General features: G+C 72.2%; 23 protein-coding genes. 10 read left to right on the forward strand and 13 right to left on the reverse strand.

Features of this window, described 5'->3' with window-relative positions; translation table 11 throughout:
* Both D452_RS0115295 and D452_RS0115300 read right to left on the reverse strand, forming a co-directional pair.
* Window positions 1-879 (reverse strand): MFS transporter (locus D452_RS0115295; RefSeq protein WP_017545026.1); only part of this gene is annotated, 879 nt, incomplete at its 3' end.
* Between the two features lie 51 nt (window positions 880-930).
* Window positions 931-1,623 carry an ArsR/SmtB family transcription factor gene (locus tag D452_RS0115300; protein ID WP_017545027.1) on the reverse strand — a complete coding sequence of 231 codons (693 nt, stop codon included), beginning with the start codon at window positions 1,621-1,623 and terminating at the stop codon, window positions 931-933.
* Window positions 1,624-1,806: 183 nt separating this feature from the next.
* Here D452_RS0115300 and D452_RS0115305 point away from each other — a divergent pair, with 183 nt between their 5' ends.
* Window positions 1,807-2,154, forward strand: a complete 348-nt coding sequence (locus tag D452_RS0115305) for a hypothetical protein (protein WP_017545028.1) — start codon at window positions 1,807-1,809, stop codon at window positions 2,152-2,154.
* A 223-nt stretch (window positions 2,155-2,377) separates the two neighbouring features.
* On the forward strand, window positions 2,378-4,813 hold the full coding sequence (locus tag D452_RS0115310) for a Tex family protein (protein WP_040693923.1): 2,436 nt from the start codon (window positions 2,378-2,380) through the stop codon (window positions 4,811-4,813).
* A 286-nt stretch (window positions 4,814-5,099) separates the two neighbouring features.
* Here the strand turns inward: D452_RS0115310 and D452_RS0115315 are convergent, their stop codons facing one another.
* Window positions 5,100-5,843, reverse strand: coding sequence for a GTP pyrophosphokinase (locus D452_RS0115315; RefSeq protein ID WP_026129341.1), 744 nt, complete (start codon window positions 5,841-5,843; stop codon window positions 5,100-5,102).
* A 78-nt stretch (window positions 5,844-5,921) separates the two neighbouring features.
* Window positions 5,922-7,436 (reverse strand): carboxylesterase/lipase family protein, encoded by a 1,515-nt coding sequence (locus D452_RS0115320; protein ID WP_017545031.1) that lies wholly within the window; start codon window positions 7,434-7,436, stop codon window positions 5,922-5,924.
* 343 nt (window positions 7,437-7,779) lie between these two features.
* On the opposite strand from D452_RS0115320, the gene D452_RS28370 reads away from it, so the two are divergent.
* Both D452_RS28370 and D452_RS0115330 read left to right on the forward strand, forming a co-directional pair.
* On the forward strand, window positions 7,780-9,102 hold the full coding sequence (locus tag D452_RS28370; protein ID WP_449289520.1) for an LURP-one-related/scramblase family protein: 1,323 nt from the start codon (window positions 7,780-7,782) through the stop codon (window positions 9,100-9,102).
* Between the two features lie 96 nt (window positions 9,103-9,198).
* On the forward strand, window positions 9,199-10,158 hold the full coding sequence (locus D452_RS0115330; protein ID WP_017545033.1) for a quinone oxidoreductase family protein: 960 nt from the start codon (window positions 9,199-9,201) through the stop codon (window positions 10,156-10,158).
* Between the two features lie 264 nt (window positions 10,159-10,422).
* Here D452_RS0115330 and D452_RS0115335 read toward each other — a convergent pair whose 3' ends face one another.
* Together D452_RS0115335 and D452_RS0115340 are read right to left on the reverse strand one after the other, a co-directional pair.
* Window positions 10,423-11,337 (reverse strand): LLM class flavin-dependent oxidoreductase, encoded by a 915-nt coding sequence (locus tag D452_RS0115335; protein ID WP_017545034.1) that lies wholly within the window; start codon window positions 11,335-11,337, stop codon window positions 10,423-10,425.
* Window positions 11,338-11,365: 28 nt separating this feature from the next.
* Window positions 11,366-11,647, reverse strand: a complete 282-nt coding sequence (locus D452_RS0115340; protein ID WP_017545035.1) for a GNAT family N-acetyltransferase — start codon at window positions 11,645-11,647, stop codon at window positions 11,366-11,368.
* 147 nt (window positions 11,648-11,794) lie between these two features.
* On the opposite strand from D452_RS0115340, the gene D452_RS0115345 reads away from it, so the two are divergent.
* The 4 genes from D452_RS0115345 to D452_RS0115360 are packed head-to-tail and all read left to right on the forward strand — an operon-like array spanning window position 11,795 to window position 15,566.
* Window positions 11,795-12,550 (forward strand): SDR family oxidoreductase, encoded by a 756-nt coding sequence (locus D452_RS0115345; RefSeq protein WP_017545036.1) that lies wholly within the window; start codon window positions 11,795-11,797, stop codon window positions 12,548-12,550.
* Between the two features lie 5 nt (window positions 12,551-12,555).
* Entirely contained in the window at window positions 12,556-13,338 is a 783-nt protein-coding gene (locus tag D452_RS0115350; protein WP_026129342.1) for an SDR family oxidoreductase, read from the forward strand.
* Entirely contained in the window at window positions 13,335-14,348 is a 1,014-nt protein-coding gene (locus tag D452_RS0115355) for a phosphotransferase family protein (protein WP_017545038.1), read from the forward strand. Before D452_RS0115350 ends, D452_RS0115355 begins: the two co-directional genes overlap by 4 nt.
* Before the next feature lie 6 nt (window positions 14,349-14,354).
* Window positions 14,355-15,566 (forward strand): acyl-CoA dehydrogenase family protein, encoded by a 1,212-nt coding sequence (locus D452_RS0115360; protein ID WP_017545039.1) that lies wholly within the window; start codon window positions 14,355-14,357, stop codon window positions 15,564-15,566.
* A gap of 106 nt (window positions 15,567-15,672) precedes the next feature.
* Here D452_RS0115360 and D452_RS0115365 read toward each other — a convergent pair whose 3' ends face one another.
* On the reverse strand, window positions 15,673-16,287 hold the full coding sequence (locus tag D452_RS0115365) for a TetR/AcrR family transcriptional regulator (protein WP_017545040.1): 615 nt from the start codon (window positions 16,285-16,287) through the stop codon (window positions 15,673-15,675).
* A gap of 252 nt (window positions 16,288-16,539) precedes the next feature.
* On the opposite strand from D452_RS0115365, the gene D452_RS0115370 reads away from it, so the two are divergent.
* Window positions 16,540-17,124 carry a GbsR/MarR family transcriptional regulator gene (locus D452_RS0115370; protein ID WP_394297089.1) on the forward strand — a complete coding sequence of 195 codons (585 nt, stop codon included), beginning with the start codon at window positions 16,540-16,542 and terminating at the stop codon, window positions 17,122-17,124.
* A 2-nt stretch (window positions 17,125-17,126) separates the two neighbouring features.
* Here D452_RS0115370 and D452_RS0115375 read toward each other — a convergent pair whose 3' ends face one another.
* The 6 genes from D452_RS0115375 to D452_RS0115400 all read right to left on the reverse strand — a co-directional run bounded on the left by D452_RS0115375 (window position 17,127) and on the right by D452_RS0115400 (window position 24,315).
* Window positions 17,127-17,933, reverse strand: a complete 807-nt coding sequence (locus D452_RS0115375; RefSeq protein WP_017545042.1) for an ABC transporter ATP-binding protein — start codon at window positions 17,931-17,933, stop codon at window positions 17,127-17,129.
* The gene (locus tag D452_RS0115380) at window positions 17,930-19,051 is read right to left on the reverse strand and encodes a FecCD family ABC transporter permease (RefSeq protein WP_017545043.1); all 1,122 of its coding nucleotides are present in this window, start codon (window positions 19,049-19,051) and stop codon (window positions 17,930-17,932) included. Before D452_RS0115380 ends, D452_RS0115375 begins: the two co-directional genes overlap by 4 nt.
* A complete protein-coding gene (locus D452_RS0115385) occupies window positions 19,048-20,070 on the reverse strand; it encodes a FecCD family ABC transporter permease (RefSeq protein WP_017545044.1) in 1,023 nt (340 codons plus the stop codon). Before D452_RS0115385 ends, D452_RS0115380 begins: the two co-directional genes overlap by 4 nt.
* Window positions 20,071-20,084: 14 nt before the next feature.
* Window positions 20,085-21,110 (reverse strand): iron-siderophore ABC transporter substrate-binding protein, encoded by a 1,026-nt coding sequence (locus D452_RS0115390; RefSeq protein WP_017545045.1) that lies wholly within the window; start codon window positions 21,108-21,110, stop codon window positions 20,085-20,087.
* 210 nt (window positions 21,111-21,320) lie between these two features.
* Window positions 21,321-22,559, reverse strand: a complete 1,239-nt coding sequence (locus D452_RS28375; protein ID WP_017545046.1) for an FAD-dependent monooxygenase — start codon at window positions 22,557-22,559, stop codon at window positions 21,321-21,323.
* 82 nt (window positions 22,560-22,641) lie between these two features.
* A complete protein-coding gene (locus D452_RS0115400) occupies window positions 22,642-24,315 on the reverse strand; it encodes a glycoside hydrolase family 13 protein (RefSeq protein WP_017545047.1) in 1,674 nt (557 codons plus the stop codon).
* A gap of 179 nt (window positions 24,316-24,494) precedes the next feature.
* Here D452_RS0115400 and D452_RS0115405 point away from each other — a divergent pair, with 179 nt between their 5' ends.
* Window positions 24,495-25,769 carry an MFS transporter gene (locus tag D452_RS0115405; RefSeq protein ID WP_017545048.1) on the forward strand — a complete coding sequence of 425 codons (1,275 nt, stop codon included), beginning with the start codon at window positions 24,495-24,497 and terminating at the stop codon, window positions 25,767-25,769.
* The last annotated feature ends 89 nt before the right edge of the window (window positions 25,770-25,858 follow it).

A 25,858-nucleotide genomic window follows, 5' to 3' on the forward strand; every position in this document is an offset into this window, starting at 1 on the left:
GGTGATCACCCGGTCGGCCGTCAGACTGGCGAGGACTCCCCCGATCGCGGAGGAGGTCATGAAGGCCCCGAAGAACACTGCGGGAACCCCGAGGCCGTCCTGCGCGTGGAGCACCAGCACCGCGCCGCCCATGTTCGCGCCGACCATCATCCCGGCGTTGCAGAGCATGTTGCCGCGCAGGATCGGATCGCCGAGAACCTGCCGGAACCCCTCACCGGTGGAGCGCAGGAAGCCCTCGGTCCGCGCGGGCTCCCCTTCGCTGGGAACGGCGCGGCGCCACACCAGCGGCACGGCGCACAGCAGCACCACGCACAGCGCGTAGGATCCCGCGATCCCCACCAGGGGCGCGACGGCACCGGCTGCGAACAGGAACCCGGCGACCGGGCGGCCGAGGCATTCCTGGGCGACCAGTCGGCCCCCCTCCACCCGGCTGTTGGCCCGGTCCAGCAACCGGGCCGGGACCAGCTGGACCACGGCGATCCGGCTCGCCGGGTCGGTCACGGTCTCACAGCAGATCAGCGCGAACATCGCGGCGTACAGCAGCCACACGGACAGGCTCCCGGTGACCACGGCCAGGATGAGACCGGCCATGACCAGGGTGGCGACCGTGTTGGACACGACCATGGCCCGCACGCGGTGCACCCGGTCGATGAGTACGCCCGACAGCGGGGCCAACAGCAGCCAGGGCAGGAAACGCACGGCGGTGAGGCCCGCGACGAGGAGCGGATCCTGGGTGAGGGAGACCGCGATCAGCGGCAGCGCCACGACGAGCATGCCGTCCGCCAGGTTGGTGAACACCCCGGCGCCCCAGAAGCGGTGGAAGTCCGCGCCGAGGCGTTCGGATCGGGGTGGGCGCGTGGTGGGAGGTGCGGTGGTCATGGGGCTCCTGAGTGGGGGGGTGGGTTCAGGTGGCGTCACGGCTTCGCCTGGTCAGCGAGACGTGGGGCCGTCGTCCTCGCCGCTCCGTGCCGGGGGCTTCCCGTCGTCCGCGTCGGGCGCCCCGCCGAGGTGGGGGAACAGGTCGGTGTGCAGTTCCACAGACTCGGTGTCGGGGTGGCTCCGGGCGGTGCGGCCCTCGAAGCGGCGGGTCCAGGACCGGACGAACTCCTGGAGCGCTCCGGCGAACTCCTCGGTCTCCTCCGGGGTCATCCGCGCGTGGGACAGGGAGTCCTGCATGGCCGTCTGCCAGCGCCGCACCACCGGGTCGTCCGGCTGTGTCCTGACCCGGTTCCGCCACTGGTCGAGCCGTTCGCGTCGGCCGCCGTAGTAGCGGTCCAGGACGATCTCGGCCGCCTCGCGGGTGGCCGGGTTGCGCAGGTGGTCGAGGCCGCTCATGCGCCAGCCGCCGGGGCGGATGCGCCACCAGCGGTCGCGGCGCCCGCTGTGGCCGGGGTCGGCTTCGACGAACCCGTACCGCGAGAGTTGGCGCAGGTGGTAGCTGGTGGAGCCGCTGCTCTCGCCCAGTCGTTCGGCCAGGATGGTCGCGGTCGCGGCCCCCTCGAGGGTGAGTTCGTCAAGGATGCGGGCCCGCAGGGGGTGGGCCAGTCCGCGCAGGGCCTCGGCCCCCACCTCCATGGACGCGTGATCCGGTTCCGTCGCTTCCGGCTGCTCTTCCTCGTACATGCCTGAACCGTACTCCAAAGACTTCTTTGCAAAAAGAACTTTGCAGAGCTTTCTTTGGAAAACTTTCGGCGTACGGGTTCGACCTACCGGGGCACCCCACCCCCTGAAAAGCGCACCCATGGGCGACAATGGGCGCAACCCCGTGGCGGGACGGGACCCCGGAACCGAGGAGGGTGTCAGCTCATGGAGCCGTTCTTCATGGTCATCGGCGCGGCGATCGCGGCCGCCGGTTTCCTGGCGGGGCGGCGCACCGCTCGCCGCGAGGCCCGCCGCGAACTCCAGCAGCACCAGGGCACCCCGCAGATCCCGGACCGCGGGCAGCGCACCCCCCAGCCGGTCTGCGGCTGCGGCCACAACCTGGTCTTCCACGACCACGAGACGAAGCGCTGCCAGACCCAGGTCGTCATCCCCGGCCGCTGGACCGGCCAGGCCAATTCCACCTACCGCCAGTGCATGTGCCAGGGCTACCGGGGCCCGCTCCCCGTGGACGAGTACTACGCCCCCGACTACCTCGACGGCACCGGCCCCTGAGTCACGCCTCCACACACGCCTCACAAACCCGATTCACCACTAATCCCACCGAACCACCCGAACCCGCCCGGCTTCCCTACCCGCCTCCCCACGCCCCCGGGTCCGGGCAGGGGTGATCGTGCGGGAACCTGGGAGTGCGGACGGCGACGCGCCGGGATGACAACGGTCCCGCGCACCGCGAGAATGTCCGCGCACCGAACAGCCAGAGAGTGGACGTTAACTCGTGACGACCCCTGTGACACCCACGATCGACCAGCGCATCGCCGAGGAGCTCGGCGTGGGCGCGCACCAGGTCAGTGCCGCCGTCGACATGCTCGACGCCGGGTCGACCGTGCCCTTCATCGCCCGGTACCGCAAGGAGGCCACCGGAGCGCTGGACGACGCCCAGCTGCGCGCCCTGGAGGAGCGGCTGCGCTACCTGCGTGAACTGGCCGAACGCCGGAGCGCGATCCTGGAGTCGATCCGTTCCCAGGGCAAGTTGGACGACGCTCTGGAGGCCCGGATCAACGAGGCCGACTCCAAGGCCCGTCTGGAGGACATCTACCTCCCCTACAAGCCCAAGCGCCGCACCAAGGCCCAGATCGCGCGCGAGGCCGGTCTCGAACCGCTCGCTGAGGGGCTGATCGGCGATCCGAACCAGGACCCGCAGGAGGTCGCCGCCGCCTACGTCGACGCCGACAAGGGCGTGACCGACGTCAAGGCCGCCCTCGACGGGGCCCGCTCGATCCTGGTGGAGCGGTTCGCCGAGGACGCCGACCTCACCGGCACGCTGCGTGAACGGCTGTGGGAGAAGGGCCGTCTGGGTTCGACGGTCCGCGAGGGCAAGGAGGAGGCCGGGGCCAAGTTCGCGGACTACTTCGACTTCTCCGAGCCCCTCACCGCGCTCCCCTCCCACCGGGTCCTGGCGATGTACCGGGGCGAGAAGGAGGAGGTCCTCACCCTCAACCTGGAGCCGGAGGAGACCCCCGAAACGGGCGCGGACGGCACCGTCCCCCGCAGCTCCTACGAGAACGCCATCGCCTCCCACTTCGAGATCGTGGACCGGGGCCGCCCCGCCGACCGCTGGCTCCAGGACACGGTGCGCTGGGCCTGGCGCACCCGGATCCTGGTCCGTCTCGACATCGACGTGCGCATGCGCCTGTGGCAGCAGGCCGAGGACGACGGCGTCAACGTGTTCGCCGCCAACCTGCGCGACCTCCTGCTGGCCGCGCCCGCCGGAAGCAGGTCCACCCTGGGCCTGGACCCGGGCCTGCGCACCGGCGTGAAGGTCGCCGTCACCGACCCCACGGGCAAGGTCGTGGCCACCGACACCGTCTTCCCGCACGTGCCGCGTCGCGACTGGGACGGCTCGATCGACCGCCTGGCCAAGCTGTGCTCCGCCCACGACGTCGAGCTGGTCGCGATCGGCAACGGCACCGCCTCGCGTGAGACCGACAAGCTGGCGGGCGACCTCATCAAGCGCCACCCCGAACTCCAGCTCACCAAGGTGATGGTGTCGGAGGCGGGCGCCTCCGTGTACTCGGCCTCGGCCTACGCCTCCGAGGAGCTTCCGGACCTGGACGTGTCCCTGCGTGGGGCCGCCTCGATCGCCCGGCGCCTCCAGGACCCCCTGGCCGAGCTGGTCAAGATCGATCCCAAGTCCATCGGCGTGGGCCAGTACCAGCACGACCTCGCGGAAGCGAAGCTGTCGCGCTCGCTGGACGCCGTGGTCGAGGACTGCGTGAACGGCGTGGGCGTGGACGTCAACACCGCCTCCGTCCCGCTGCTGACCCGGGTCTCGGGTGTGACCTCGACCCTGGCCCGCAACATCGTGTCGCACCGTGACGCCAACGGCCCGTTCCGGAGCCGCGAGGCCCTGCGCTCGGTGCCCCGGCTGGGCCCCAAGGCCTTCGAGCAGTGCGCGGGCTTCCTGCGCGTGCCGGGCGGCGACGACCCGCTGGACACGTCCGCGGTGCACCCCGAGGCCTACCCGGTGGTGCGGCGCATCCTGGACCGGACCGGCAGCGACCTGCCGTCGCTGATCGGTGACAAGAAGGCCCTGAAGGGTGTCCGTCCCGAGGACTTCGTCGACGACACCTTCGGCCTGCCGACCGTCACCGACATCCTCAGCGAGCTGGAGAAGCCCGGCCGCGACCCGCGTCCCGCCTTCACCACCGCCACCTTCAAGGAGGGCGTGGAGAAGCTGGACGACCTGGAGCAGGGGATGATCCTGGAGGGAGTGGTCACCAACGTGGCCGCCTTCGGCGCCTTCGTGGACGTGGGCGTGCACCAGGACGGACTGGTCCACGTGTCGGCGCTGTCGCACAAGTTCGTGGAGGACCCGCGCGACGTCGTCAAGCCGGGTGACATCGTCAAGGTCAAGGTGCGCGAGGTCGACATCCCGCGCAAGCGCATCTCGCTCACGATGCGCCTGGACGACGACGCCCCGGCCGCCGGCGGTCAGGGCGGCGGTCGCGGCGAGCGCGGCAACCGTGGCGGCGAGGGCGGCGGCCAGCCCCGTGGGGGCGGTCGCGGCGGTGAGCAGCGCCGTGGCGGCGGTCGTCAGAACAACGGCGGCCGTGGCAACGGCGGCGGCCGCGGCAACGGAGGACGGGACAACGCGCCGGCGCCCTCGAGCGCGATGGCCGACGCCCTCCGCCGCGCGGGCCTGGGCAAGTAACGCGCGCCGCCCCCACGACGGGGGCGCGCGAGGTGTGGTGAGGGGGTTCCCGCCGGTCGGGGCCCCCTTTCCCCTGCTTCGGACGTGACCGCGATCCACGTGGCGCGCGGCGGATCCGTGTCAAGGCCCCGAAGCGCCGACGACCCAAGGGAGGCTTTGGACGCCCTGGAGGGGGCTCTGCCGCGCGCCAGCCGGGTGGAGTCCGAGGGCCTCGGACACCTGGCGGCCGACAGTGGACGACCCGCACGTGTCGCGCGCGTACTGGCCGGGTCCTTCGACCCGCCGGTCAGTCGGAGCGCTCGGAGTTGACCCGTTGGGCCAGCGCCCGCAGCAGCTCGTCGGCCAGGGGCAGCTTGCGCAGCTCCTCCGGGCCGGGCAGCGGCCCCCTGGCCCGGTCCCCCTGTTCCCGGACCTCGCCGTGCAGGCGCTCCATGGTCACGTCCAGCTGGTTGGCGGTCTCGGCCGCCTCGCGGATCTCGTCCAGCAGACCGACCGGAACCGACTTCCCGTACTTGTAGTAGATCTTGTGTTCCAAGCTGGCCCAGAAGTCCATCGCGATGGTGCGGATCTGGATCTCCACCGGCACGTCCTCGGTCCGGTCCGACATCCGCACCGGCGTCTCCACCAACAGGTGCAGGCTCCGGTAGCCGTTCGGCTTGGGTGAGCGGATGTAGTCGCGCTCCTCCATCACCCGGATGTCCTCGTGCCCGGCCAGCATGTCCCGGATCGTGTAGGTGTCCGAGACGAAACTGCACGTGACGCGGATCCCGGCGATGTCGAGGATGGACCCGCGGATCTCGTTGAGGTCGTAGGGCACCCCGCGCCGCCGCGCCTTCTCCATGATGCTGGACGGGGTCTTGAGCCGGGAACTCACGTGCTCGATCGGGTTGTGGTCGTGGGTGTAGCGGAACTCCTCGTTGAGGATGTTGACCTTCGCCATCACGGTGTCGATGGCGAACTTGTACGAGAGGAGGAAGCGCGCGACGTCGTCACGAGCCGCCAGCAACGCCTCCGGAACGTCTTCCACCACGAATCGACCCCCGTCACACCAGTACCAAACCCCGTAATCGAATGCTATCGACCACCGGAGCCCACGGGGATGCGGGAGCTACCTCGGTGCGAAGGTCGCCCCGGACCACAGGGCGCGCAGCGGGGAGCGGTCCCCCTCGCTCAGTGAGTCCTTCAGGTCCCACACCCGGGCCGTGGTCGTTCCCGGCCGGACCGGAACCCACCCGGGGTCGCCGCCGGACACGAAGGCGCTCCAGGCCGCCGTCATCCTGTCGGACAGCGCGAGGTGGGCGGCGTCCGGGGGGCCGTCGCACAGGAACCGGGCCAGTTCGCAGTCCATGTTCCCGAACGCGAAGGGCAGGTCGAAGGCGTGGCAGGCCCCCAGGGTGCCCTCCAGGACCCGGCTGCGCGCGGCGAACCGGAAGAGGTGGGCGCTGCCGCCCGCCGCCGCCTGCGCCTCGGCGACACGGGTGGAGTACTCGCAGAACATGGCGTCACCGCGCATCGCGACGTACAGCTCGGCGAGGGACGCCTCGGGGTGGGCCGCGCGGTAGACCTCCACCGCGTCCTCCCCCAGACCGAGGCTGTCGGCGGTGACCGCGAGGGCCGACTCGTCCTCGACCTCCACCTTCTGGCCCAGGCCGGTGAAGAGGGTGAACTCGTCGGTGTTGTGGCCCACCAGGAGCGCCACGTCGGCCGCGACGCCCCGAGCGATCGCTTCGAGCGGCGGTTCGGGCAGTTCGGGGCAGCCGACCACGGGCCCGTAGCAGGTGAACGCCTTGGTCCGCACGCCCTTGCCGGTCCTTCCGGTGCCGGAGAGGATCGTGTCGGTCGCCGCCAGCAGCTTCTCCGGCGGTACCCCGGCCAGGGCCCCGGCCTCCAGCGGCACCCCGACGATGTCGGCCACACCCCGGGCGACCTCGCGCGCGGTGTCCACGGTGATCATGTCGCCGGGAACGCTGTGGGCGATGGCGCGGTGGAAGAGCCCGCGCGCCTCGGGTGAGGCCATCAGGCAGACCACCGAACCGGCCCCGGCTGACTCCCCCGCGATGGTGACGTCGGCCGGGTTCCCGCCGAACGCGGCGATGTTGTCACGGACCCAGCGCAGTGCGGCGACCTGGTCGAGGAGCCACCGGTTGTCGGGGCGGCCGGGGACGTGACCGAAGCCCTCGAAGCCCAACCGGTAGTTGACGCTGACCACGACCATCCCGGTCTCGGCCAGACGGGTGCCGTCGTAGGTGGCCTCGGAACCGGAGCCGACGATGTAGGCACCGCCGTGGATCCACACCATGACCGGGGCCGTGCCGTCCGCGGGGCCGATCCCGGTGGTCGGCGACCAGACGTTGAGGACCAGGCAGTCCAGGGAGGTGCCCGCGTCCCAGGGCTCGGTACCGATGAAGCTGGCGCTCTGCGGCGCGGGCGGACCGGGCTGGGTGCAGTCGCGGACCCCGTCCCAGGCCGGAGCGGGCGCGGGGGCGGTGAAGCGGTGTTCCCCGAAGGGCGCGGCGGCGTAGGGGATGCCCCGGTGCACGGTGACCCGTCCGTCCTCGGACCGGGGGGAGGAGGTGCCGCGCACCGGTCCGTTCGCGGTCTCCACGATGTGCTCGGCGTTCACGGATGCCTCCAGGGGGTCGGTACCACCACCTAACACCGTTAGGTTTGTCCACGCAAGACCCACGCGAACAGGCGGAACCCGCGAGGGCACCACGTCGTCGAAGCGACGATAGGTTTTCAGCTGGATTATCCCGAATTTCCCCGCTGCACAGACCCAACCGCCTCGCACCCAACCGACCACGTCGCCCACGGGCCGACGGCGCCGGAAAGGCCCCCACATGCACGCACCCCTGTTCACCGCGCCCGTGTTGCTGGTCGAACAACCCCGCCGCCTGTTCGCCGCCGAGGGCCACTACGAGGTCCTCAGCGACCACGGCCAGCCGCTCGCGTACGTGAACGAACACATGACCGCGTGGTCGCACTCCCACCGGCGCAGCTCGCAGCTTCCGCACCGGTTCACGATCTACGCGCCCGACGGCCACCCCCTCCTGACCCTGGACAAGCCCTGGGACCGCGGCCGCCCCTACATCCACGTGAGCGGCCCGCACAACGAGCCCTACGGCAGCATCGTCCAGGACCGCTCCTTCCTGGGCTCGCGGTTCCGGCTCAACGACCCCCGGGGCCACACCGTCGCCGAGATCCGGGGCGACTGGAGGGGCTGGGACTTCACCGTCCTCGACCACGCCGGGATCGAGATCGCCCGGATCGGCAAGGAGCACCCCGGGTTGGGCGGACAGTTCTTCACCACCGAGGACCGCTACGCGCTGGAGTTCGCCTTCGACCTGCCCTGGCCGCTGCGCCGCCTGGTGATCGGCGCCGCGATCACCATCGACGTGCTGCTGCACGAGCGCGAACCGGAGTTCTATCACTCGCACTACGCGGACTTCCGCCGCTACCCCGAGTACGGGTACCAGCCGCGCCACCACTGGCACCACCCCCGGCGCGGCTACGTGGTCACCCGGCGCCAGCGCCGCCCGCTGGTGGTCCACACCTTCCAGCCGGTGCGCCGCCGGTCCCGCGCGACCCCCAGCGCGTCCGTCGGGGGTTCCCGGCGCGGCTACCGACCGCTGTCCAGCCGCTCCGAGGCCCCCGCGCCCCGTGCCACCAGGACCCCGAGGGTGGAGCGCAGGGGCGGGGCGGGGTTCGCCTCGAGGTCGGAGGCCCCGGCGAGCGGCTCCACCTCCCGCCGCGAACGCCAGGGACGTTCCCATGGCGGAGGAGGCACCTCCCGTGCCGCCAGGGTCAAGCGGGACGTGTCGGGGAACAGGACGGCCGCACGCGCCAAGGACGGGATGACCGGGAGCTCCGGCGGCTCCTCCTGGAGCCTGCCCATGGGGATCAACCGTTCCTCGCGCAGTTCCTCCCGCGGGTCGTCCTCCTCGCGCGGCACCTCATCGTCACGGGGGACCTCCTCAAGGGGGACCTCGTCCTCATCGTCACGGAGCGCCTCAGCGTCGCGCGGCACCTCGTCCCGGAGTTCCGTCTCGCGGGGCGGGGCGGCCCGCGCCTCGGGTGGTTTCCGCAGCTCCGGGGGGAGTGGTTCCAGCCGGTCCAGCCGGTCCAGCCGGTCCAGTGGCGGGCGGTCGGGGNAGCCGGTCGAGCGGCGGCCGCTCCGGAGGCGGGCGCTCCAGTGGCGGTTCCTCTCGTCGCAGGTAGCGACCGCCACGCGCGCACAGGCCCCTCGTCCCGGTGACCGACCGCGGGCGAGGGGCCTGTTCCGTTCCTGACGCCACACGCCCATGGAAGGGGTACACCCACGGTACATACCACCTGGTCGGTATGATGTGCGCCCGACACCGCTCCACCATCAGGAAGGGCCCACCATGCGCGCCATCCAGATCACCGAGTTCGGCGGACCCGAGGTCCTCGTGCCCACGGAGCTGCCGGACCCGGAGCCGGGCCCCGGCCAGGTCCTGGTCGACGTCGCCCTCAGCGGGGTGAACTTCGCCGACACGCACCAGGCCGAGAACAGCTATCTCTCCCCCTCGTCGCTGCCCATGGTCCCCGGCAGCGAGGTCGCCGGGCGCACCGCGGACGGCCGCCGGGTCGTGTCCCTGCTCAACGGGGGCGGGGGGTACGCGCAGCGAGCGGCGGCCGACCCCAACCTGGCCTACGACATCCCGGACGACGTGACCGACGCGGCCGCACTCGCCCTGATCGTGCAGGGCGCCTCGGCCTGGGTTCTGCTGCGCAGGACCACCCGGATCGAACCCGGGGAGTCGGTCGTGGTGCACGCCGCGGGCGGCGGCGTGGGCACCCTCGCCGTGCAGCTGGCCAAGCGGTTCGGCGCCGGTCGGGTGATCGCCGTCGCGAGCACCGGGGACAAGCGCGACCTCGCCCTGGAGCTGGGCGCGGACGCCGTCGTGGACTCCTCCGCTCCGGACATGACCACCGCGCTGATCGACGCCAACGAGGGCAGGCGGGTGGACATCGTCCTGGACATGGTGGGCGGCCGGATCACCGACGAGAGCCTGCACGCGCTGGCTCCGTTCGGCCGACTGGGTTTCTACGGCATGGCCTCGCGCGAGCTGCCCTCCCCGGTGAAGCTGCCCAACCTGATGCGGCACTCCGCCTCGGTGGGGGGCATGTGGCTGCCGCACGCCTTCCTGCTGCCGGGCGACGTGGTCGGTCAGGCGATGAGGGAGCTCTTCGGCCTGGTCTCGGAGGGAGCCCTCCGGCCGGTGCTCGGGACGATCTATCCCCTCTCCGAGGCCCGGCGCGCTCACGAGGACCTGCGGTCCCGCGGGACCGTGGGCAAACTGACGCTCGACCCCTCGGCCTAGATGTGCTGTTCGGTGGACCGTTCCCTCCACCCGTCGCCCGCCAGCACCCTCGACGGACGCCCGCGGTGTCCGCGTAGCGGGGCGCAGCAGTAGGAAAGACGGCCGCTCGCACGGAGAGGGCTCCGCTGGCACCGCCGAAGGCATCAAGGAAGACGCCCCGGGAGCGGATCCTCCACCTCGCCACCTTTACGAAGTAGATTCACTATTGCCCGATTTCCTCCGTTCCGGATCGGTGCCCCGGAACGGAGGAATCGCCCCGGCCCGTCAGGTCCGCGCCGCCCGCACCGTCTCGCGGACCGCTGGAGCCACTTCGGCGGCGAAGAGATCCACCTGGGCGGCCGAGTCCTCCGCCGGACCCAGCACGAACGTGTCCATGCCGTGCTCCAGCACGAACCCCGTGATCGCCTCCACCCACGCCTCCACCGGACCGCGCAGCGGATCACCCGGATCGCCCTGGACGCCGTGGCCGGTGATGGTGCCCCACAGGTTGTACACGCGGCGCACGGACGCCGGGTCCCGATCGGCCTCGGCGGCGCCCGCGTCGATCCGGGCGTGCGCCTGCGGCAACCGGTCCGGTCCGACATAGGCGTGCGAGGCCACCCAGCCGTCCGCGCCGCGGCCCACCGCTCCCAGCAGCCGGGGGCCGGCCACTCCCAGCCAGATCCCCATGTCGTGTACGGGCGCGGGCCCCGGCTTGACCCCGGCGAGCCGGTGGTGCTCCCCCTCGAAGCGGACCGACCGCTGGTCGGACCACATCAGCCGGATCACCTCCATCGCCTCCAGGAGGGAGTCGGCGGCCTCGCGCGGAGTCAGGCGCTCACCGCCCATCGCCTCGATCGCCTCCCAGAACGCCCCGGCGCCCAGGCCGAGTTCGAACCGGCCACCGGAGAGCACGTCCAGGCTGGCGGCGTTCTTGGCCATGACCGCCGGCGGCCGCAGGGGCAGGTTGGCGACGTCGGGGAAGACCCGCAGCCGCTCGGTGCGGGCCAGCGCCGTGGCCATCAGGCTCCAGGTGTCGAGGTGGCGGCGCTGGTAGGGGTGGTCCTGGAACCCCGCGAAGTCGAGGCCGCCGCGTTCGGCCGCCCCGACCACCTCCCAGGTCCGTCGCAGGGAGTCCGGGTCCGCGTTCGGGGAGGGGAAGACCCCGAAGGCGATCTCGCGCCCGTAGTCGGTACTCACGCTCGCGGCTCCCTTCCGTGCGGGCCCGTCACCGGTACACGAGGTCGGCGTACTCGCGGTGGCGCTCGATCCACCCCTTGACGAAGGGGCACAGCGGCAGCACGGCGAGCTCGCGAGTGCGCACGTCGTCCAGCGCCTCGCGGACGAGGACGCTGCCCAGCCCCCGCCCCTCGAAGGCGGGGTCGATCTCGGTGTGCGTGAAGGTGATCAGCTCGTCGGTGAGGATGTACTCCGCGTACCCGGCGACCTCCCCGTCGGCTCTGACCTCGTAGCGGCGGCGCTCGGGAACGTCGGTGACCTCGGTGGCCATGGTGGAACCTCCTGTGTGCGCGACGCGGGCGACCGCGCCCGCGTCCGAGTCATTGTCCCCTGGCCTGCCCGCGGTCCCCTTGCGGCACGCGCCCTCGCGGACATAGAGTCTCCGTGACATACCGACCAGTCGGTCTAGGGAGTACGCATGACATCGCGGTTCGGCGGGCGCACCGCCATCATCACCGGTGCCAGTCGCGGCATCGGCCTGGCCGTCGCCCAGCGGCTCGTCTCCGAGGGGGCTCGCGTGTGCGTCACCGCGCGCAGGCCCGAACCCCTGAGGGAGGCCGTCGAGGCCCTAGGCGGCCCCGAACACGCCATCGGGATCCCCGGCCGGGCCGACGACCCCGAACACCAGGACACCGCGATCGCCGCCACCCTGGACGCCTTCGGCAGCGTGGACCTACTCGTCAACAACACCGGCATCAACCCGGTCTACGGCCGTATGGTCGACCTCGACCTCGACGCCGCCCGCAAGATCTTCGAGGTCAACGTGCTCGCCGCGATCTCCTGGGTCCAAAGGGCCCACCGCGCGTGGTTCGCCGAGCACGGCGGCGCCATCGTCAACGTCTCCTCCGTGGCCGGGACCAAACCCGCTCCCGGCATCGGCTTCTACGGCGCCACCAAGGCCATGCTCACCCACGTCACCGAGGAGCTCGCGGTCGAACTGGGCCCGGGCGTCCGCGTGAACGGGGTCGCCCCCGCCGTGGTCAAGACCCGCTTCGCCGAGGCACTGTACGAGGGACGGGAGGAGAAGGTCGCCGCCCAGTACCCGCTCGGTCGCCTCGGCGTGCCCGAGGACGTCGCGGGCGCGGTCGCCTTCCTGCTCTCCGAGGACGCCGCGTGGGTCACCGGCCGCACCCTCGTGCTGGACGGTGGGGTCACCCTCACCGGAGGGATGTGAACGGCATGGAACCGAACGGGATCGGAGCCGTGGTCACCGGCGGCGGCAACGGGATCGGAGCGGCCGTCGCCCGCCGACTGGCCGACGCGGGGGCGCGCGTCGTGGTCAACGACCTGGACGCGGACGCCGCCCGGGCCGTGGCCCGGGAGATCGGTGGGACCACCGTCCCCGGTGACGCCGCGAGCGAGGAGGGCGTGACCGCCCTGATCACCGAGGCCGAGGAACGGCTGGGCGGCATCGACCTGTACGTGGCCAACGCCGGGGTCGCCGTCACGGGCGGACCCGAGGCGCCGGAGGCCGACTGGGAACTCGCCTGGCAGGTCAACGTGATGGCGCACGTGCGTGCCGCCCGCGCGCTGGTGCCGGGGTGGTTGGAGCGCGGCCGGGGTCACCTGCTCACCACCGTGTCCGCCGCCGGGCTGCTCAGCATGCTGGGCAGCGCCCCGTACTCGGTGACCAAGCACGCCGCGCTGGCCTTCGGCGAGTGGATGTCGGCCACCTACGGCGACCGGGGCATCACCACCCAGTGCCTGTGTCCCCTGGGCGTGCGCACCGACATGCTCGACGCCAGCGGACCGGAGGGGCAGGCCATCCTGGCCGGGGAGGCCATCAGCGCCGAGGAGGTCGCCGACGCCGTGATCGCGGGGCTGGCCGACGGGCGCTTCCTGATCCTTCCGCACCCCCGGGTCGCCGACTACTACGCCGCCCGCGCCACCGACACCGACGCCTGGCTGGCCGGTATGCGCCGCATCCAGGCGCGGGTGTTCACCACCGAGGAGCAGGCATGAGCGAGGAACTGCCCGGCCTGGACCTGGGGAGGCTGCGCGCCCACCTGGACCGCCGGGTGCCCGGGCTGGTCGCGGGACCGCTCAGGGGGCGGGTGATCACCGGCGGCAAGTCCAACCTCACCTACACGGTCACCGACGGCACCGGTTCGTGGGTGGTGCGCCGCCCTCCGCTCGGGCACGTGCTCGCCACCGCCCACGACATGCCCCGTGAGTACCGGGTGATGACCGCGCTGCGGGAGACCGCCGTACCGGTACCGCGGACCCACCTGCTCTGCGAGGACACCGACGTGCTGGGGGCGCCCTTCTACGTCATGGAGCACATGGCGGGCACACCCCTGCGCACCCTGGACGAGATCGCGCCGCTCGGGGCCCCGGGGGTCCGCGCCGTGGCCGACTCCCTCATCACCACGCTGGGCGAGCTGCACGCCGTGGCCCCCGGGGAGGTGGGCCTGGACGACTTCGGCCGCCCGGCGGGTTTCCTGGAACGCCAGGTGCGCCGGTGGAGCAGGCAGCTGGAGGCTTCCCGCAGCCGGGACCTCCCCGGGATCGACGAACTGCGGGACCGTCTCGCCGCCACGCTCCCCGAACAGGGCGCGCCCGCGATCGTGCACGGTGACTACCGGCTCGACAACGTGCTGGTCACCCGGGACGGGCGGCTCACCGCCGTCCTCGACTGGGAGATGGCCACCCTCGGCGACCCCCTCGTCGACCTCGGCCTGATGCTGGTCTACCGGGAGCAGCCGGTGACCGGCGGTGGGCGACCGGCCACCTCGGCGGAGGGGTTCCCCTCCTCCCCCGAGCTGGCCCGGATGTACGCGGCCGCGACCGGCCGGGACGTGTCCCGGCTCGGTTGGTACGTGGCCTTCGGCTGTTTCAAGCTCGCGGTGATCGCCGAGGGCATCCACTACCGGCACGAGCGGGGACTGACCGTGGGATCGGGCTTCGACGGGATCGGCGACGTGGTCGTCCCCCTGGTGCGGCGCGCCCACTCCGTGTTGAGGGAGGACTGAGGACCGATGGACTTCGCATTCGACGCCCGGACCGAGGAGCTGCGCGAGCGGCTGCTGGCCTTCATGGACGAGCACGTCCACCCGGCCGAACCGGTGTTCGCCGCCCAACTGGCCGAGCGCGAGGACCCCTGGGCGGTCCCGCCGGTGGTCGGGGAACTCAAGGCCGAGGCCCGCCGACGGGGGCTGTGGAACCTCTTCCTCGCCGGGCACCCCGAGCACGGCGGTCTGCCCAACCTCCAGTACGCTCCGCTGGCCGAGATCACCGGGCGCAGTCCCCAGCTGGCCCCGGTGGCGCTCAACTGCGCCGCCCCGGACACAGGGAACATGGAGGTGCTGACGATGTTCGGCACCCCCGAGCAGAGGGAGCGGTGGCTGGAGCCCTTGTTGGACGGGCGGATCCGGTCCGCCTTCGCGATGACGGAGCCCGAGGTGGCCTCCTCCGACGCCACCAACATCACCACCCGGATCGTCCGGGAGGGCGACGAGTACGTGGTGAACGGGCACAAGTGGTTCATCACCGGGGCGCTCAACCCGGCCTGCGAGGTTCTCATCGTGATGGGCCGGACCGATCCGGACGCGGAGCGGCACCGGCAGCAGAGCATGGTGCTGGTGCCGCGGGACACCTCGGGGCTGCGGATCGAGCGCGGCATGAGCGTGTTCGGCTACCACGACAGCGACCACGGCGGCCACGCCGAGGTGTTCTTCGAGGACGTCCGCGTGCCGGTGGGGAACCTGGTGGGCGGCGAGGGCGAGGGGTTCGCGATCGCGCAGGCCCGCCTCGGCCCCGGGCGCATCCACCACTGCATGCGTTCGATCGGCATCGCCGAGCGCGCCCTGGAGCTGACCTGCAAGCGGGTGCTGGGACGGGTGGCGTTCGGCCGCCCGCTGGCCGAGCAGGGCGTGGTCCGCGAGTGGATCGCCGAGGCCCGGGTGGCGATCGAGCAGCTGCGTCTGCTGGTGCTCAAGACCGCCTACCTGATGGACACCGTGGGCAACAAGGGGGCGCACACCGAGATCCAGGCGATCAAGATCGCCACCCCGCGCACGGTCGAGTGGATCCTGGACCGGTGCGTGCAGGCGCACGGCGCGGCCGGGGTCAGCCAGGACACCCCGCTGGCCGGGTGGCAGGCGGGGGTGCGCTCGTTGCGGCTGGCCGACGGTCCGGACGAGGTGCACCTGCGCTCGCTGGCACGCGCGGAGCTGCGCAAGTACGCGTGAGAGAGGAACGCCGGTAGCCGCGCGTGCGGGTCCACGTGAGAGGGCCGGGGGCCTGCGCCCCCGGCCCCTGTGCGTGTCACCCACCGCCGCTGGGCCCCTCCACCGCTCAGGTCTGCGGGCGCAGGCCCGCGACGAGCAGGTCGGCGAAGTGGCGGCCCACGTCGTCGCCGGTGAGCTCGCCGTCGCGCCGGTACCAGGTGCCCAGGTGGTGCACGGAACCGAAGAAGTAGTCCACGACCAGGTCCGCGGGAACGTCGGTGCGGAAGACTCCCTCGTTCTGGCCCTGTTCGATCATCGCGCGGAAGATCTCGTGGTATCCGCGGCGTTCGGCGCGCACGCTGCGCTGCTTCTCGGGCGCGAGCTGGTGCATGGAACGGAAGAAGATCTTGGTGTCGTCCATGTTGGCGACGCTGGTGACGATGACGTCGGCGGCGGCCGCGTGGACCCGTTCGGCCACGGGCGCCTCACGCGAGGAGATCTCCCGGAGGTGCTCGGTCTGCATCCGCAGGACGCGGGCGTAGACCTCGTGGAGCAGGTCGTCCTTGGAGCCGAAGTAGTGGTACATCGCCCCCTTGGTGACGCCCGCCGCAGCCACGACCTCCTGCACCGAGGTGCTCTCGAACCCCTGCTCAGCGAAGAGCCGGGTGGCCGCCTCCAGCAGTCGTTCGGGCACGGATCCGCGCCCGGCTTCGACCTCGGTCGTCCGCCGTCCTCGCGCCATGTCCCGCCTCACCTCGTGTCCCCCACGGTTCCCCCGGCGGGGTGTCGAACACCAACCCGGCCAGCATACCGACCGGATGGTACCCCGAGCACGCGCCAGCAGCCGACCGGAGGGCGAAGGCGACGAGGTGGGCGTGTAATCGACCCGCGAACGCCAGGCCGGAGTCGCTGCGCACCGCCCCCTGAGCCGCCCCCTGAGCGAACCTGCCCCGACCGACGGAAGGCCGCCCGCGTGGGCGATATCGTGGCCCCCATGACGCAGGGTGTACGGGGGGAGCGGGCGTTGGAGGCGGGTGCGGTGGACGGGGCCGGGGACGGCGCGGAGGCGTTCCGCGACGACTTCGTCGCCCGCTTCGCCGCCTACTGGCAGTCCCAGGGACGGCCCAAGGCCGAGGGCCGCATCGTGGGCTACCTGCTGGTGGCCGACCGGGACGCGGTCAGCGCGGAGGCCGTCGCCGAGGGCGCGGGGGTGAGCCGGGGCTCGGTCTCGCAGTCGGTCCGCCGCCTGCGCGAGCTGGGGTTCGTCACTCTCGTGGACTCCCCCGACCACCGCTCACGGCTGATCAGCATGGACGAGGACGTCTGGGGCGGGTTCCTGCGCAACGAGCGCTCCTACCTGCGCCAACAGCGCGACCTCGCCGCCTCGGCGCTCGATCGCCTTCCGGACCTGGGCGAGTCCTCCCGCACCCGGCTGCACAACATGTACGACTACATGACCTGGCTCGACGGCTACCACGACGTGCTGCTGGAGCACTGGGAGGAGTACAAGGCCGCCCGTGACCAGCGCACCCCGCCGGATCCGGTGACCACGGACGCCGAGCCCGAAGGGCCCTCCTGAGGTCAGGCTGACGCGGGCGCCCTCTCGTGCGGGATGACCAACGGGGTGCCGGTCCGGGGGTCGGGGACCACGTCGCAGGCCAGCCCGAACACCGACGCCACCCGCTCGGCTGTGACGACCTCCTCCGGGGTGCCGTCGGCCACCACCGCTCCCCCGTCCATCATCACCACCCTCGTGGCGAACCGGGCCGCCTGGGCGAGGTCGTGCAGGACCGCGACCACCGTGCGACCGCTTCGGTGCAGGTCGGCGAAGAGTTCCAGCAGGTCGTACTGGTGCGCGATGTCCAGGTAGGTGGTGGGCTCGTCCAGCAGCAGGGTGCCGCTGTCCTGCGCCAGGACCATCGCCACCCAGGCGCGCTGGCGCTGCCCTCCGGAGAGCGACCCCACCTGGACCTGGGCGAGGTCGGTGAGCCCGGCGAGCTCCAGGGCACGGGAGACGGCGGTCTCGTCCTCCGGGCTCCACTGCCGCAACAGGGTGTGGTGGGGGAAGCGTCCGCGCGCCGCCAGCGCGCGGACGGTGATCCCCTCGGGCGCCAACGGGCTCTGCGGCAGGAGCGCCAGCTGGCGGGCGACCGCCTTGGGCCGCTGCGCGCGCACGTCCCGGCCGTGCAGGAGCACCCTTCCGGTGCTCGGCCGGTTGACCCGTCCCAGCGCCTTGAGCAGGGTGGACTTGCCACAGCCGTTGGGGCCCACGATCACGGTGAACTCGCCCTCGGCGATGGTCAGGTCCAGGTCGCGCACGACCGGGTCCGCGCCGTAGCCCAGGGTGAGGCCCTCGGCCGCCAGGACCGGGGCGGTCTCTTGGCTCACAGTCGTCCCTTTCGCCATTCACGGATGAGCAGGTAGCCCAGGTACACGCCGCCGATCGCCAGGGTGAGGACGCCCACGGGCAGGCCCTCCGCGACGGGCGCGTGCTGGACGGCCAGGTCGGCGGACACCAGCAGGAGCGCGCCCACCAGGGCGGACAGCGCCAGGTTGGGTCCTGGCGCGCCGCTGAGCCTGCGGGCGATCTGCGGCGCGGTGAGGGACACGAACGCGATCGGCCCGGCCACGCTCACCGCCGCCGCCGACAGCACCACGGACAGGACGACGGCGGCGGTGCGGCTGCTCGCGGCCCGGGCGCCGAGGGAGTCGGCGAGTTCGTCGCCCATCTCGTTGACGGTGATGGCTCCGGCCAGGGCCACGACCAGCGGGATCGCCAGCGCCAGGGTGAGCCAGATGGTGGTGGAGTGCTCCCAGGAGCGGGCCCCCAGGCTGCCGTTGACATAGGCGGCCAGGACACTGGCCTTGTCGCGGGCCATCACCGACACCACGAAGTGGGTGAAGGCCTGGGCCATGGCGGCGACACCGATGCCCGCGACGATCAGCCGTCCGGGGTCGCGCAACCCGGTGCCGGTCACCGCGGCCACGACCACCACCGCCAGGGCGGCCCCGGCCAACGCCCCCAGGGGTACCGGCACGATCCCCGGGAACATGAGCGCGGCGAGGGCGGCGCCCGCCCCCGCACCGGCGCCCAGTCCGATCACGTCGGGGCTGCCCAGCGGGTTGCGGGTCACGGACTGGAAGAGCGCCCCGGCCAGTCCCAGGGCGACGCCCGTTCCCACGGCCACGGAGAGCCGGGGGCCGCGCAGCCGTTCGAGGGCGAACAGGTGCGTGGCCTCACCCCGCCCGGACAGGACCGCGGGCAGCTGGGTGAGGGGCACTCCCAGCCGCCCCAGGCTCAGGGTGACGGCGGCCGCCGCGAGCAGGAGCACCAGAACGAGGAGGCCCACCACGAGTGAGCGCCGGTGGAGGGGCAGCGCGACGCGGCGGCCCAGGCGCAGGACCGGGAACGGCGGACGCGGTGCGGGCGAGGGCTCCGGCGGGGTGCCGGTCGGGGCTTCGGAGGCCCGGTCGGACGCGGACGCGGATCGCAGCGGGTGGTTCACGTCGCCGACCTCGACTTCCGGACCACGTACAACAGCACGGGCGCCCCCACGAAGGCGGTGACCACGCCCACCATGAGTTCCATGGGCCGCACCAGGACGCGGCCCACGACGTCGGCGACCAGCAGCAGGGAGGGGCCGACCAACAGTGCGAAGGGCACCTGGAGACGGAAGTCCACCCCGACCAGCCCGCGCACCACGTGCGGGACGGCCAGGCCAACGAAGGCGATCGGGCCCGCCGCCGCGGTGGCCCCGGCAGCGAGCACGGTGCCCGCGAGCAGCCCTCCCGAGCGCGCCAGGAACACGTTGGCGCCGGTGGCCACGGCCGCCTCCTCCCCCAGGGCCAGGGCGTTGAGCGACCCCATCACCAGCAGCGCGAGCAGGGCCCCCGCCCCGATCACCGGCAGGACGGCGAGGACCACGTCGTAGCCGCGACCGGCCAGAGAGCCCACCACCCAGTAGCGGTAGCTGTCGAAGACGTCGGGCATGCTCAGTGAGACCGCCTGGACGTAGGCCATGAGCACCGCCGAGACCACCGCACCGGCCAGCACCAGGCGGACCATGCCGCCGTCGCCACCGCGGGTGCCCACCGTGTGCGCGGCCAACCCGGCCAGCAGCGCGCCGGGCAGGGCCCACCAGACGGTGGCGGTGGTGGATGCGGGGCCGAGCAGGGCGGTGGCGGTGACCACCGCGGCGGCCGCCCCCGCGTTGACACCCAGCAGGCCGGGGTCGGCCAGCGGGTTGCGGGTCACCCCCTGCATGAGGGTGCCGGACAGGGCCAGCGCAGCCCCGGCCACGATGCCGAGGAGGGTGCGCGGGTAGCGGCTCTCGACCACGGCGGTGGTGTGGGGGTCGGCCTCGCCGAGGAACACCTGCCACACCTCGACCGGTGAGGTGGGTTTGCTGCCCGCGACCAGGCTGAGCAGGACCGCCGCGAACAGGACCGTCCCGGCCGCGCCCAGGACCAGCGCGGCGCGGGCGGGGCCCGTACGGGGCGGTGCCGCGAGTGTCTTCACGATCACGTCGTCGGGTCGCCTCAGTCGTCCAGGGTCCCGGCGGCCTCCTCGATGAGGGGGACGTAGCGGTCGATGACCCAGGGCACCGTGAGCGGGTTGATCAGGGAGGAGGCGGTGACGAAGGAGTTGTCGTCGCTGGTGACCACGGAGCCGCGTTCGATGGCGGGGATGGAGCCGTACAGGTCCTGGGACTCGATCTCGGCGCGCGTCTCGGGGTCGGAGTAGAACGTGAAGATGAGGTCGCTGCCACCGAACTGGTCGGCGTTCTCCAGGCCGATGAGGGCGGAGTCGGTGCCCTCGGTCTCGGGGAAGGTCTCCACGACCGGGTCGACCTCGAGGCCCAGACCGCGCACCATGGCCACGCGCTGCTCGTCGGGGAGGAAGACGCCGAGCGTGCCGGGACCGTCGGTGTAGACGTAGGAGAAGGTGAGGTCGGCGAACTCGGGGTTCTCGGCTGCCGCCTCCTCGAACCGGCCCTCGATCTCGGTGACGAGGTCCTCGGCCTCCTCGGGCTGGCCGAGCGCCCGGCCGATGATCTCGATCTGCTCGTCCCAGTCGGTGCTCCAGGCGAGGTCGGGGTAGGCGACCGTGGGGGCGATGTCGGTGAGGATGTCGTACTGCTCCTGGGTCACTCCGGACCAGGGGGCGAGGATCACGTCGGGGGCGAGTTCGATGATCGCCTCGAAGTCGATGTCGTCGGCCCCGGCGAACTGCTCGGGCAGCTCCTCGCCGGACTCGGTGACGGCCTCGTGGATCCAGGGCAGGTAGCCGGTGTCGTCACTGCCCCACTCGTAGCTCTCGATGCCGACCGGAACGGTGCCCAGGGCGATGGCGGTCTCGGCGGAGCCCTGGCCGAGGGTGACGACACGTTCGGGGCGCTCGGGGATCTCGGCGGTACCGAGGGCGCTCTCGATGGTGGCGGGGAAGGTCCCGTCCGCGTTGGCCTCCGAGGGGGTGTCCTCGCCGTCGGTGCCGCAGGCGGCCAGGCCGAGGGCGAGGGCCGAGGTGAGTGCGATGCCGCCGACTCGGCGCAGGGTGGAGTACATGCTCACTGCTTTCTTAGTCACGGGGAGCGGCCGCGTCGCTCAGGGCGGGCCGCTTGCGCGCAGGGGGAGTCCTCGGAGGAGGGCAGCACGAGGGAACCAACAAAACGGGAGAACCCCGACATCAAGCAAGGTTAGTCTAACCTCACTTGGGGGGATTTCAAAAAATCTGAACCGGGAGGGGCTGTCCCCTCCCGGTTCGGAAGCGCCCGGTCACGGCCCTGGCCGGACCTCGCGCCGGGTATGAGACTTCGTACCGCTGACGGGGGGCGCGACCACCGCCACCGGTGTGTGACCGCGATTCACGGGCGGCGGTCCGTGAGAACGTTGCTCACCCCGCCGAGGTAGCCGATGAACTGGCGGGGGGCCCNCACCCAGCCGTTCGCGGCCGAGGAACCGGGGCGGTGTGAGGCGCGTGATCGCCTCCGCGCCCGAGGCCAGCGACGCCAGGTTCACCGGCCCGCGCCGCACCGACTCGTACCGGCGCAGCGCGGCCGCGGGGTCGGCCGCGGACGCCTCGTCGGAGAGCGCCAGGCTCAGCGCCCACGCGTCCTCCAGTGCCTGGTTGGCGCCCTGTGCGGTGGAGGGCGGGAAGGCGTGCGCGGCGTCGCCCAGCAGGGTCGCCCCGCCCTCGCCCCAGACCCGGCGGACCCGGTGGCGGACGTGCTCGAACAGCGTGAGGTCCTCGTCCTTCGCGTGGTCCAGGACGGCGCGCACGTCGGGGTCGGTCCAGTCCTCGAACAGGCGGCGCAGCACCCTGGCCGGGGAGGTGGGCCGGGGGATCTCCGGGCGCCAGCGCACGTCGAACCACCACTGGACGAGCCCGTCCCCGGCGGGCATCATCCCGCACACGCCCTGGCGCCCCTGGACCACGGCCGCGACCGTGCCCGCCGCCAGGTCCGTCGGCACCCGCGTGAGCCCCTGCCAGCTCGCCCAGCCGGTGGGGCGGGCCGGATCGCTCTCCCACAGGTCGCGCCGGGCCGCCGAACGCACGCCGTCCGCGCCGACCACCACGTCACCCGTGGCGCTGGTGCCGTCCCCGAAGAGCGCGCTCACCGTGCCGTCGAAGTTGATCCGCACCCTGGTGCACACGCGGCCGTACCGCACGGTGCCCTCGGGCAGTCCGTCCGCGATCAGGTCCAGGAGTGCGCGCCGGGGCACGGTGCGGCTCTCGAACCCGTAGTGGTCGCTCACCGCGTCGACGTCGAGTGTGTAGCGCGGCCGCCCTGCGGGGTCCCGGTTCTCCAGTCCGTCGAGGCGACGGCCGATCCCGCCGGGGTCGACCCCCAGGGCCCGCAGGGCGGCGGTCCCGTTGGAGTGGAGGCCGAGTCCGGCGCCTCCGGAGCGCGGTTCGGACGCGCGCTCGTGGACCTCGACCTCGTGGCCCCGTCCGGTGAGTCCCCGGGCCAGGGCGAGCCCGCCCACACCGGCTCCGACGATGACGACTCTCATGAAGGTCCCCGCTCCCGCTCGATCGGCTGCCCAACACAGTACTCACCGACCGGTCGCGGGAGCAGGGCCCCTCAGAGGTGGATCATCGAGCCAGGTGCACGCGGGCCTCCCACGGGCGCAACGGGGCCAGGACCGCTCCGGGGTCGGGAAGGTTGCCGATCAGCAGCTCGGGGTCGGAGCCCGCCACGTCCGCGGGCAGGTCCACCTCCACCGTCCGGTCGCTCCAGTTGGCCAGCACCAGCAGCACCTGGCCGTTGTACGCACGGGTGTAGGCGTAGAGACGGGGGTCCTCCTCCAGCAGCGGGGCGAACCGTCCGTACACGATGACCGGGTACTCCTTGCGGAGCGCGATCAGACGTCGGTAGTGGTGGAACACCGACCCCTCGTCGGCGACGGCGTCCTCCGCGTTGACGTCCACGTGGTTGGGGTTGACCCCGATCCACGGTGTACCGGTGGTGAACCCGGCCTGCTCCCCCGCGGTCCACTGCATCGGGGTGCGCGCGTTGTCCCGGCTCATCCGGGCGATCCCGGCCATGGCGGCCCCGGCGTCCACCTTGCCGGTCTCCACCATGGTGCGGTGGTAGTTGAGGGTCTCCAGGTCGCGGTAGTCCGCGATGTCGTCCAGGTGGGCGTTGGTCATGCCCAGTTCCTCGCCCTGGTAGACGTACGGGGTGCCCTGCATCATGTGCAGCGTGGTGGCGATCGCCGTCGCCGACTCCACCCGGTACCGGCCGTCGTCGCCGAACCGCGAGACCGAGCGCGGCTGGTCGTGGTTGTTCAGGTACAGGCTGTTCCAGCCCCGGTCGTTGAGCCCCGACTGCCAGCGGTTGAGCGAGGCCTTGAGCCGGACCAGGTCCAGCGGGCGCGGGTCGAACTTGCCGCCGGGCCCGTGGTCCAGGTCGACGTGCTCGAACTGGAACACCATGTCCAGCTCGCGGTTGACCGGGTTGGTGTGGACGCGCGCCTGCTCCACGCTCACCCCGGGCATCTCCCCCACCGTGAGCGCGTCGCGCCCGGCGAAGACGGTCCCGTGCATCTCGTGCAGGAACTCGTGCAGGCGCGGCCCGTTGACCGCGTGTTCGGCGAAGTCACCGTGGTCGCCCGACTCCGGCCCGTCGGGAAACTTGGGGTTCTTGGACACGAAGTTGATGACGTCCATGCGGAAGCCGTCCGCGCCACGGGCCAGCCACCACAGGGCGACCTCGTGCACGGCCGCGCGCACCCTGGGGTTCTCCCAGTTCAGGTCGGGTTGCGACGGGCTGAACAGGTGGAGGTAGTACTCGCCGCGCCCCTCGTCGTAGGTCCAGGCCGGGCCCGAGAAGACCGAGCCCCAGTTGTTGGGCGGTCCGCCGTCGCGGCCGGGCCGCCAGAAGTAGAAGTCGCGCTTGTCCTCGTCACCCTCACGGGAGGCGGTGAACCAGGGGTGCCGGTCGCTGGTGTGGTTGACGACCAGGTCCATCACCAGGCGCATGCCGCGCTCGTGCAGGCCGTCCCTCAGCCGGTCCCAGTCCTCCAGGGTGCCGAACCGGGGGTCGATGCCGGTGTGGTCGCTGATGTCGTAACCGTTGTCGTCCCACGGCGAGGGGTAGACGGGCGACAGCCACACCACGTCCACGCCCAGCAGCCTGAGGTAGTCCAGCTTCTCGATGATCCCGGGCAGGTCGCCGACACCGTCGCCGTCACTGTCGTTGAAGCTGCTCGGATAGATCTGGTAGACGACGCTTGACTTCCACCAGTCGGCGCTGGGTTCGGGCATGTGTTCCTTCCGCTCGTGGCCGGCTCACCATTCAATCGTTCCGGGCTCCCGTTGGGGAGGGGAATCGCGGCGGCTTCCGTCGGTGGATTTCGCGGGGGAAGCCTCTGGAGGGAACTGGTCTGGACCGGTAGGGTGCACGGGCCCTCACGATGCGCGCGGGGTGACGGAAGGGTGCTCCCATGGAGCGTGGCGAACCCACGGAAGGGCTGGACCGGGCGGCAGGAGGACCGGAGCGACAGACGGAGGCCGGGCCCCGGTTGTGGTCCCGGGACTTCGCTCTCTTCTTCGCCGCGCGGGCGGTGGCCAAGACCGGTGACGGGATGCTCCCGGTGGCGCTGGCGGCCGGGCTGCTCGCGCACGGGATGGGGGCCGCCGGTGTCGGGCTGGCGATGGCCTCGTTCTCGGCTTTCTTCGTGGGGTTCGTGGCCTTCGGCGGGGTGCTCTCCGACCGCTGGGGCGCCCGCCGCATGATGGTCGCCGCCGACCTGGTGCGCGTGGTCACCCAGGGGACCGCCGCCGTCCTCTTCCTGTCGGGGCACGTGGTGCTGTGGCAGATCTGCGTGGTCGGCGCGGTCAACGGGATCGCGGCCGGGGCGTTCCAGCCAGGGGTGGCCTCGGTGGTGCCGAGGGTGGCCCGGGACGTGCAGGGCGCCAACGGGGTGATCCGCACCGCGGAGGCGCTGGCGATGCTGGTCGGCCCCGCAGTGGCGGGGCTGCTGGTGGCGGTGGTGTCGGCGGCCGGGGTCCTCGGTGTGCACGCGGCCACCTACGCGGTGGGGGCGCTGTTGCTCGCGCTGATCCGGCTCCCCGAGCCCGCCCGGCGGCGGGGTGAGGGGCCGGGGTATCTGGCCGACCTGCTGGAGGGGTGGCACGAGTTCCGTTCGCGGACCTGGATGTGGTCGGTGATCCTGCTGTGGATGGTTCTGATGGTGACCATGTGGGGTCCGCAGATCCCCCTGACCTCGGCGGAGATCGTCCTCGGGCACGGCGCCCAGGCGTTCGGGCTGGTCAGCTCCGCACTGGGGGGCGGTACGGCGTTGGGCGGGGTGCTCGCCATGCGGATCCGGCCGCGTTTTCCCCTGCGTGTGGGAGCGATCGCGCTGTTCGGGGCGGGCGCGTACTCGGTGGCGGTCGGGCTGGGGCTGGGGGTTTCCGCGCTGGCGCTGGGCGCGGCGGTGAGCGGCGCGGCCATGGGGTTCTGGGGAGTGATGTGGATGACCAGCGTGCAGACACAGGTTCCCGGCCCCGTGCTGGGGCGTATCCACGCCTACGAGGTGGCCGGTTCGTTGGCGATGCTCCCGGTGGGCCAGGCCCTGGCCGGTCCGGTCGCCGAGGTCCTCGGGGCGCGGACGGTGCTGCTGGTCGGCGGGACCGTGACGGTCGCGGTGGGGTTGGCCCTGCTGCTCCTGCGCCCGGTCCGGAACCTGCCCTCGGTCCCCTCAGCACGTTCCTGACCGGGTTCCCCGGCCGTGACGGTGGCGGGCCGGTGCGTGACCCGCTCACCGGTGACCGTGGGGACCGTGAACGAATTCGCTCGGCGCCG

The organism is Nocardiopsis prasina DSM 43845, assembly GCF_000341265.1.
GTDB classification, from domain to species: domain Bacteria; phylum Actinomycetota; class Actinomycetes; order Streptosporangiales; family Streptosporangiaceae; genus Nocardiopsis; species Nocardiopsis prasina.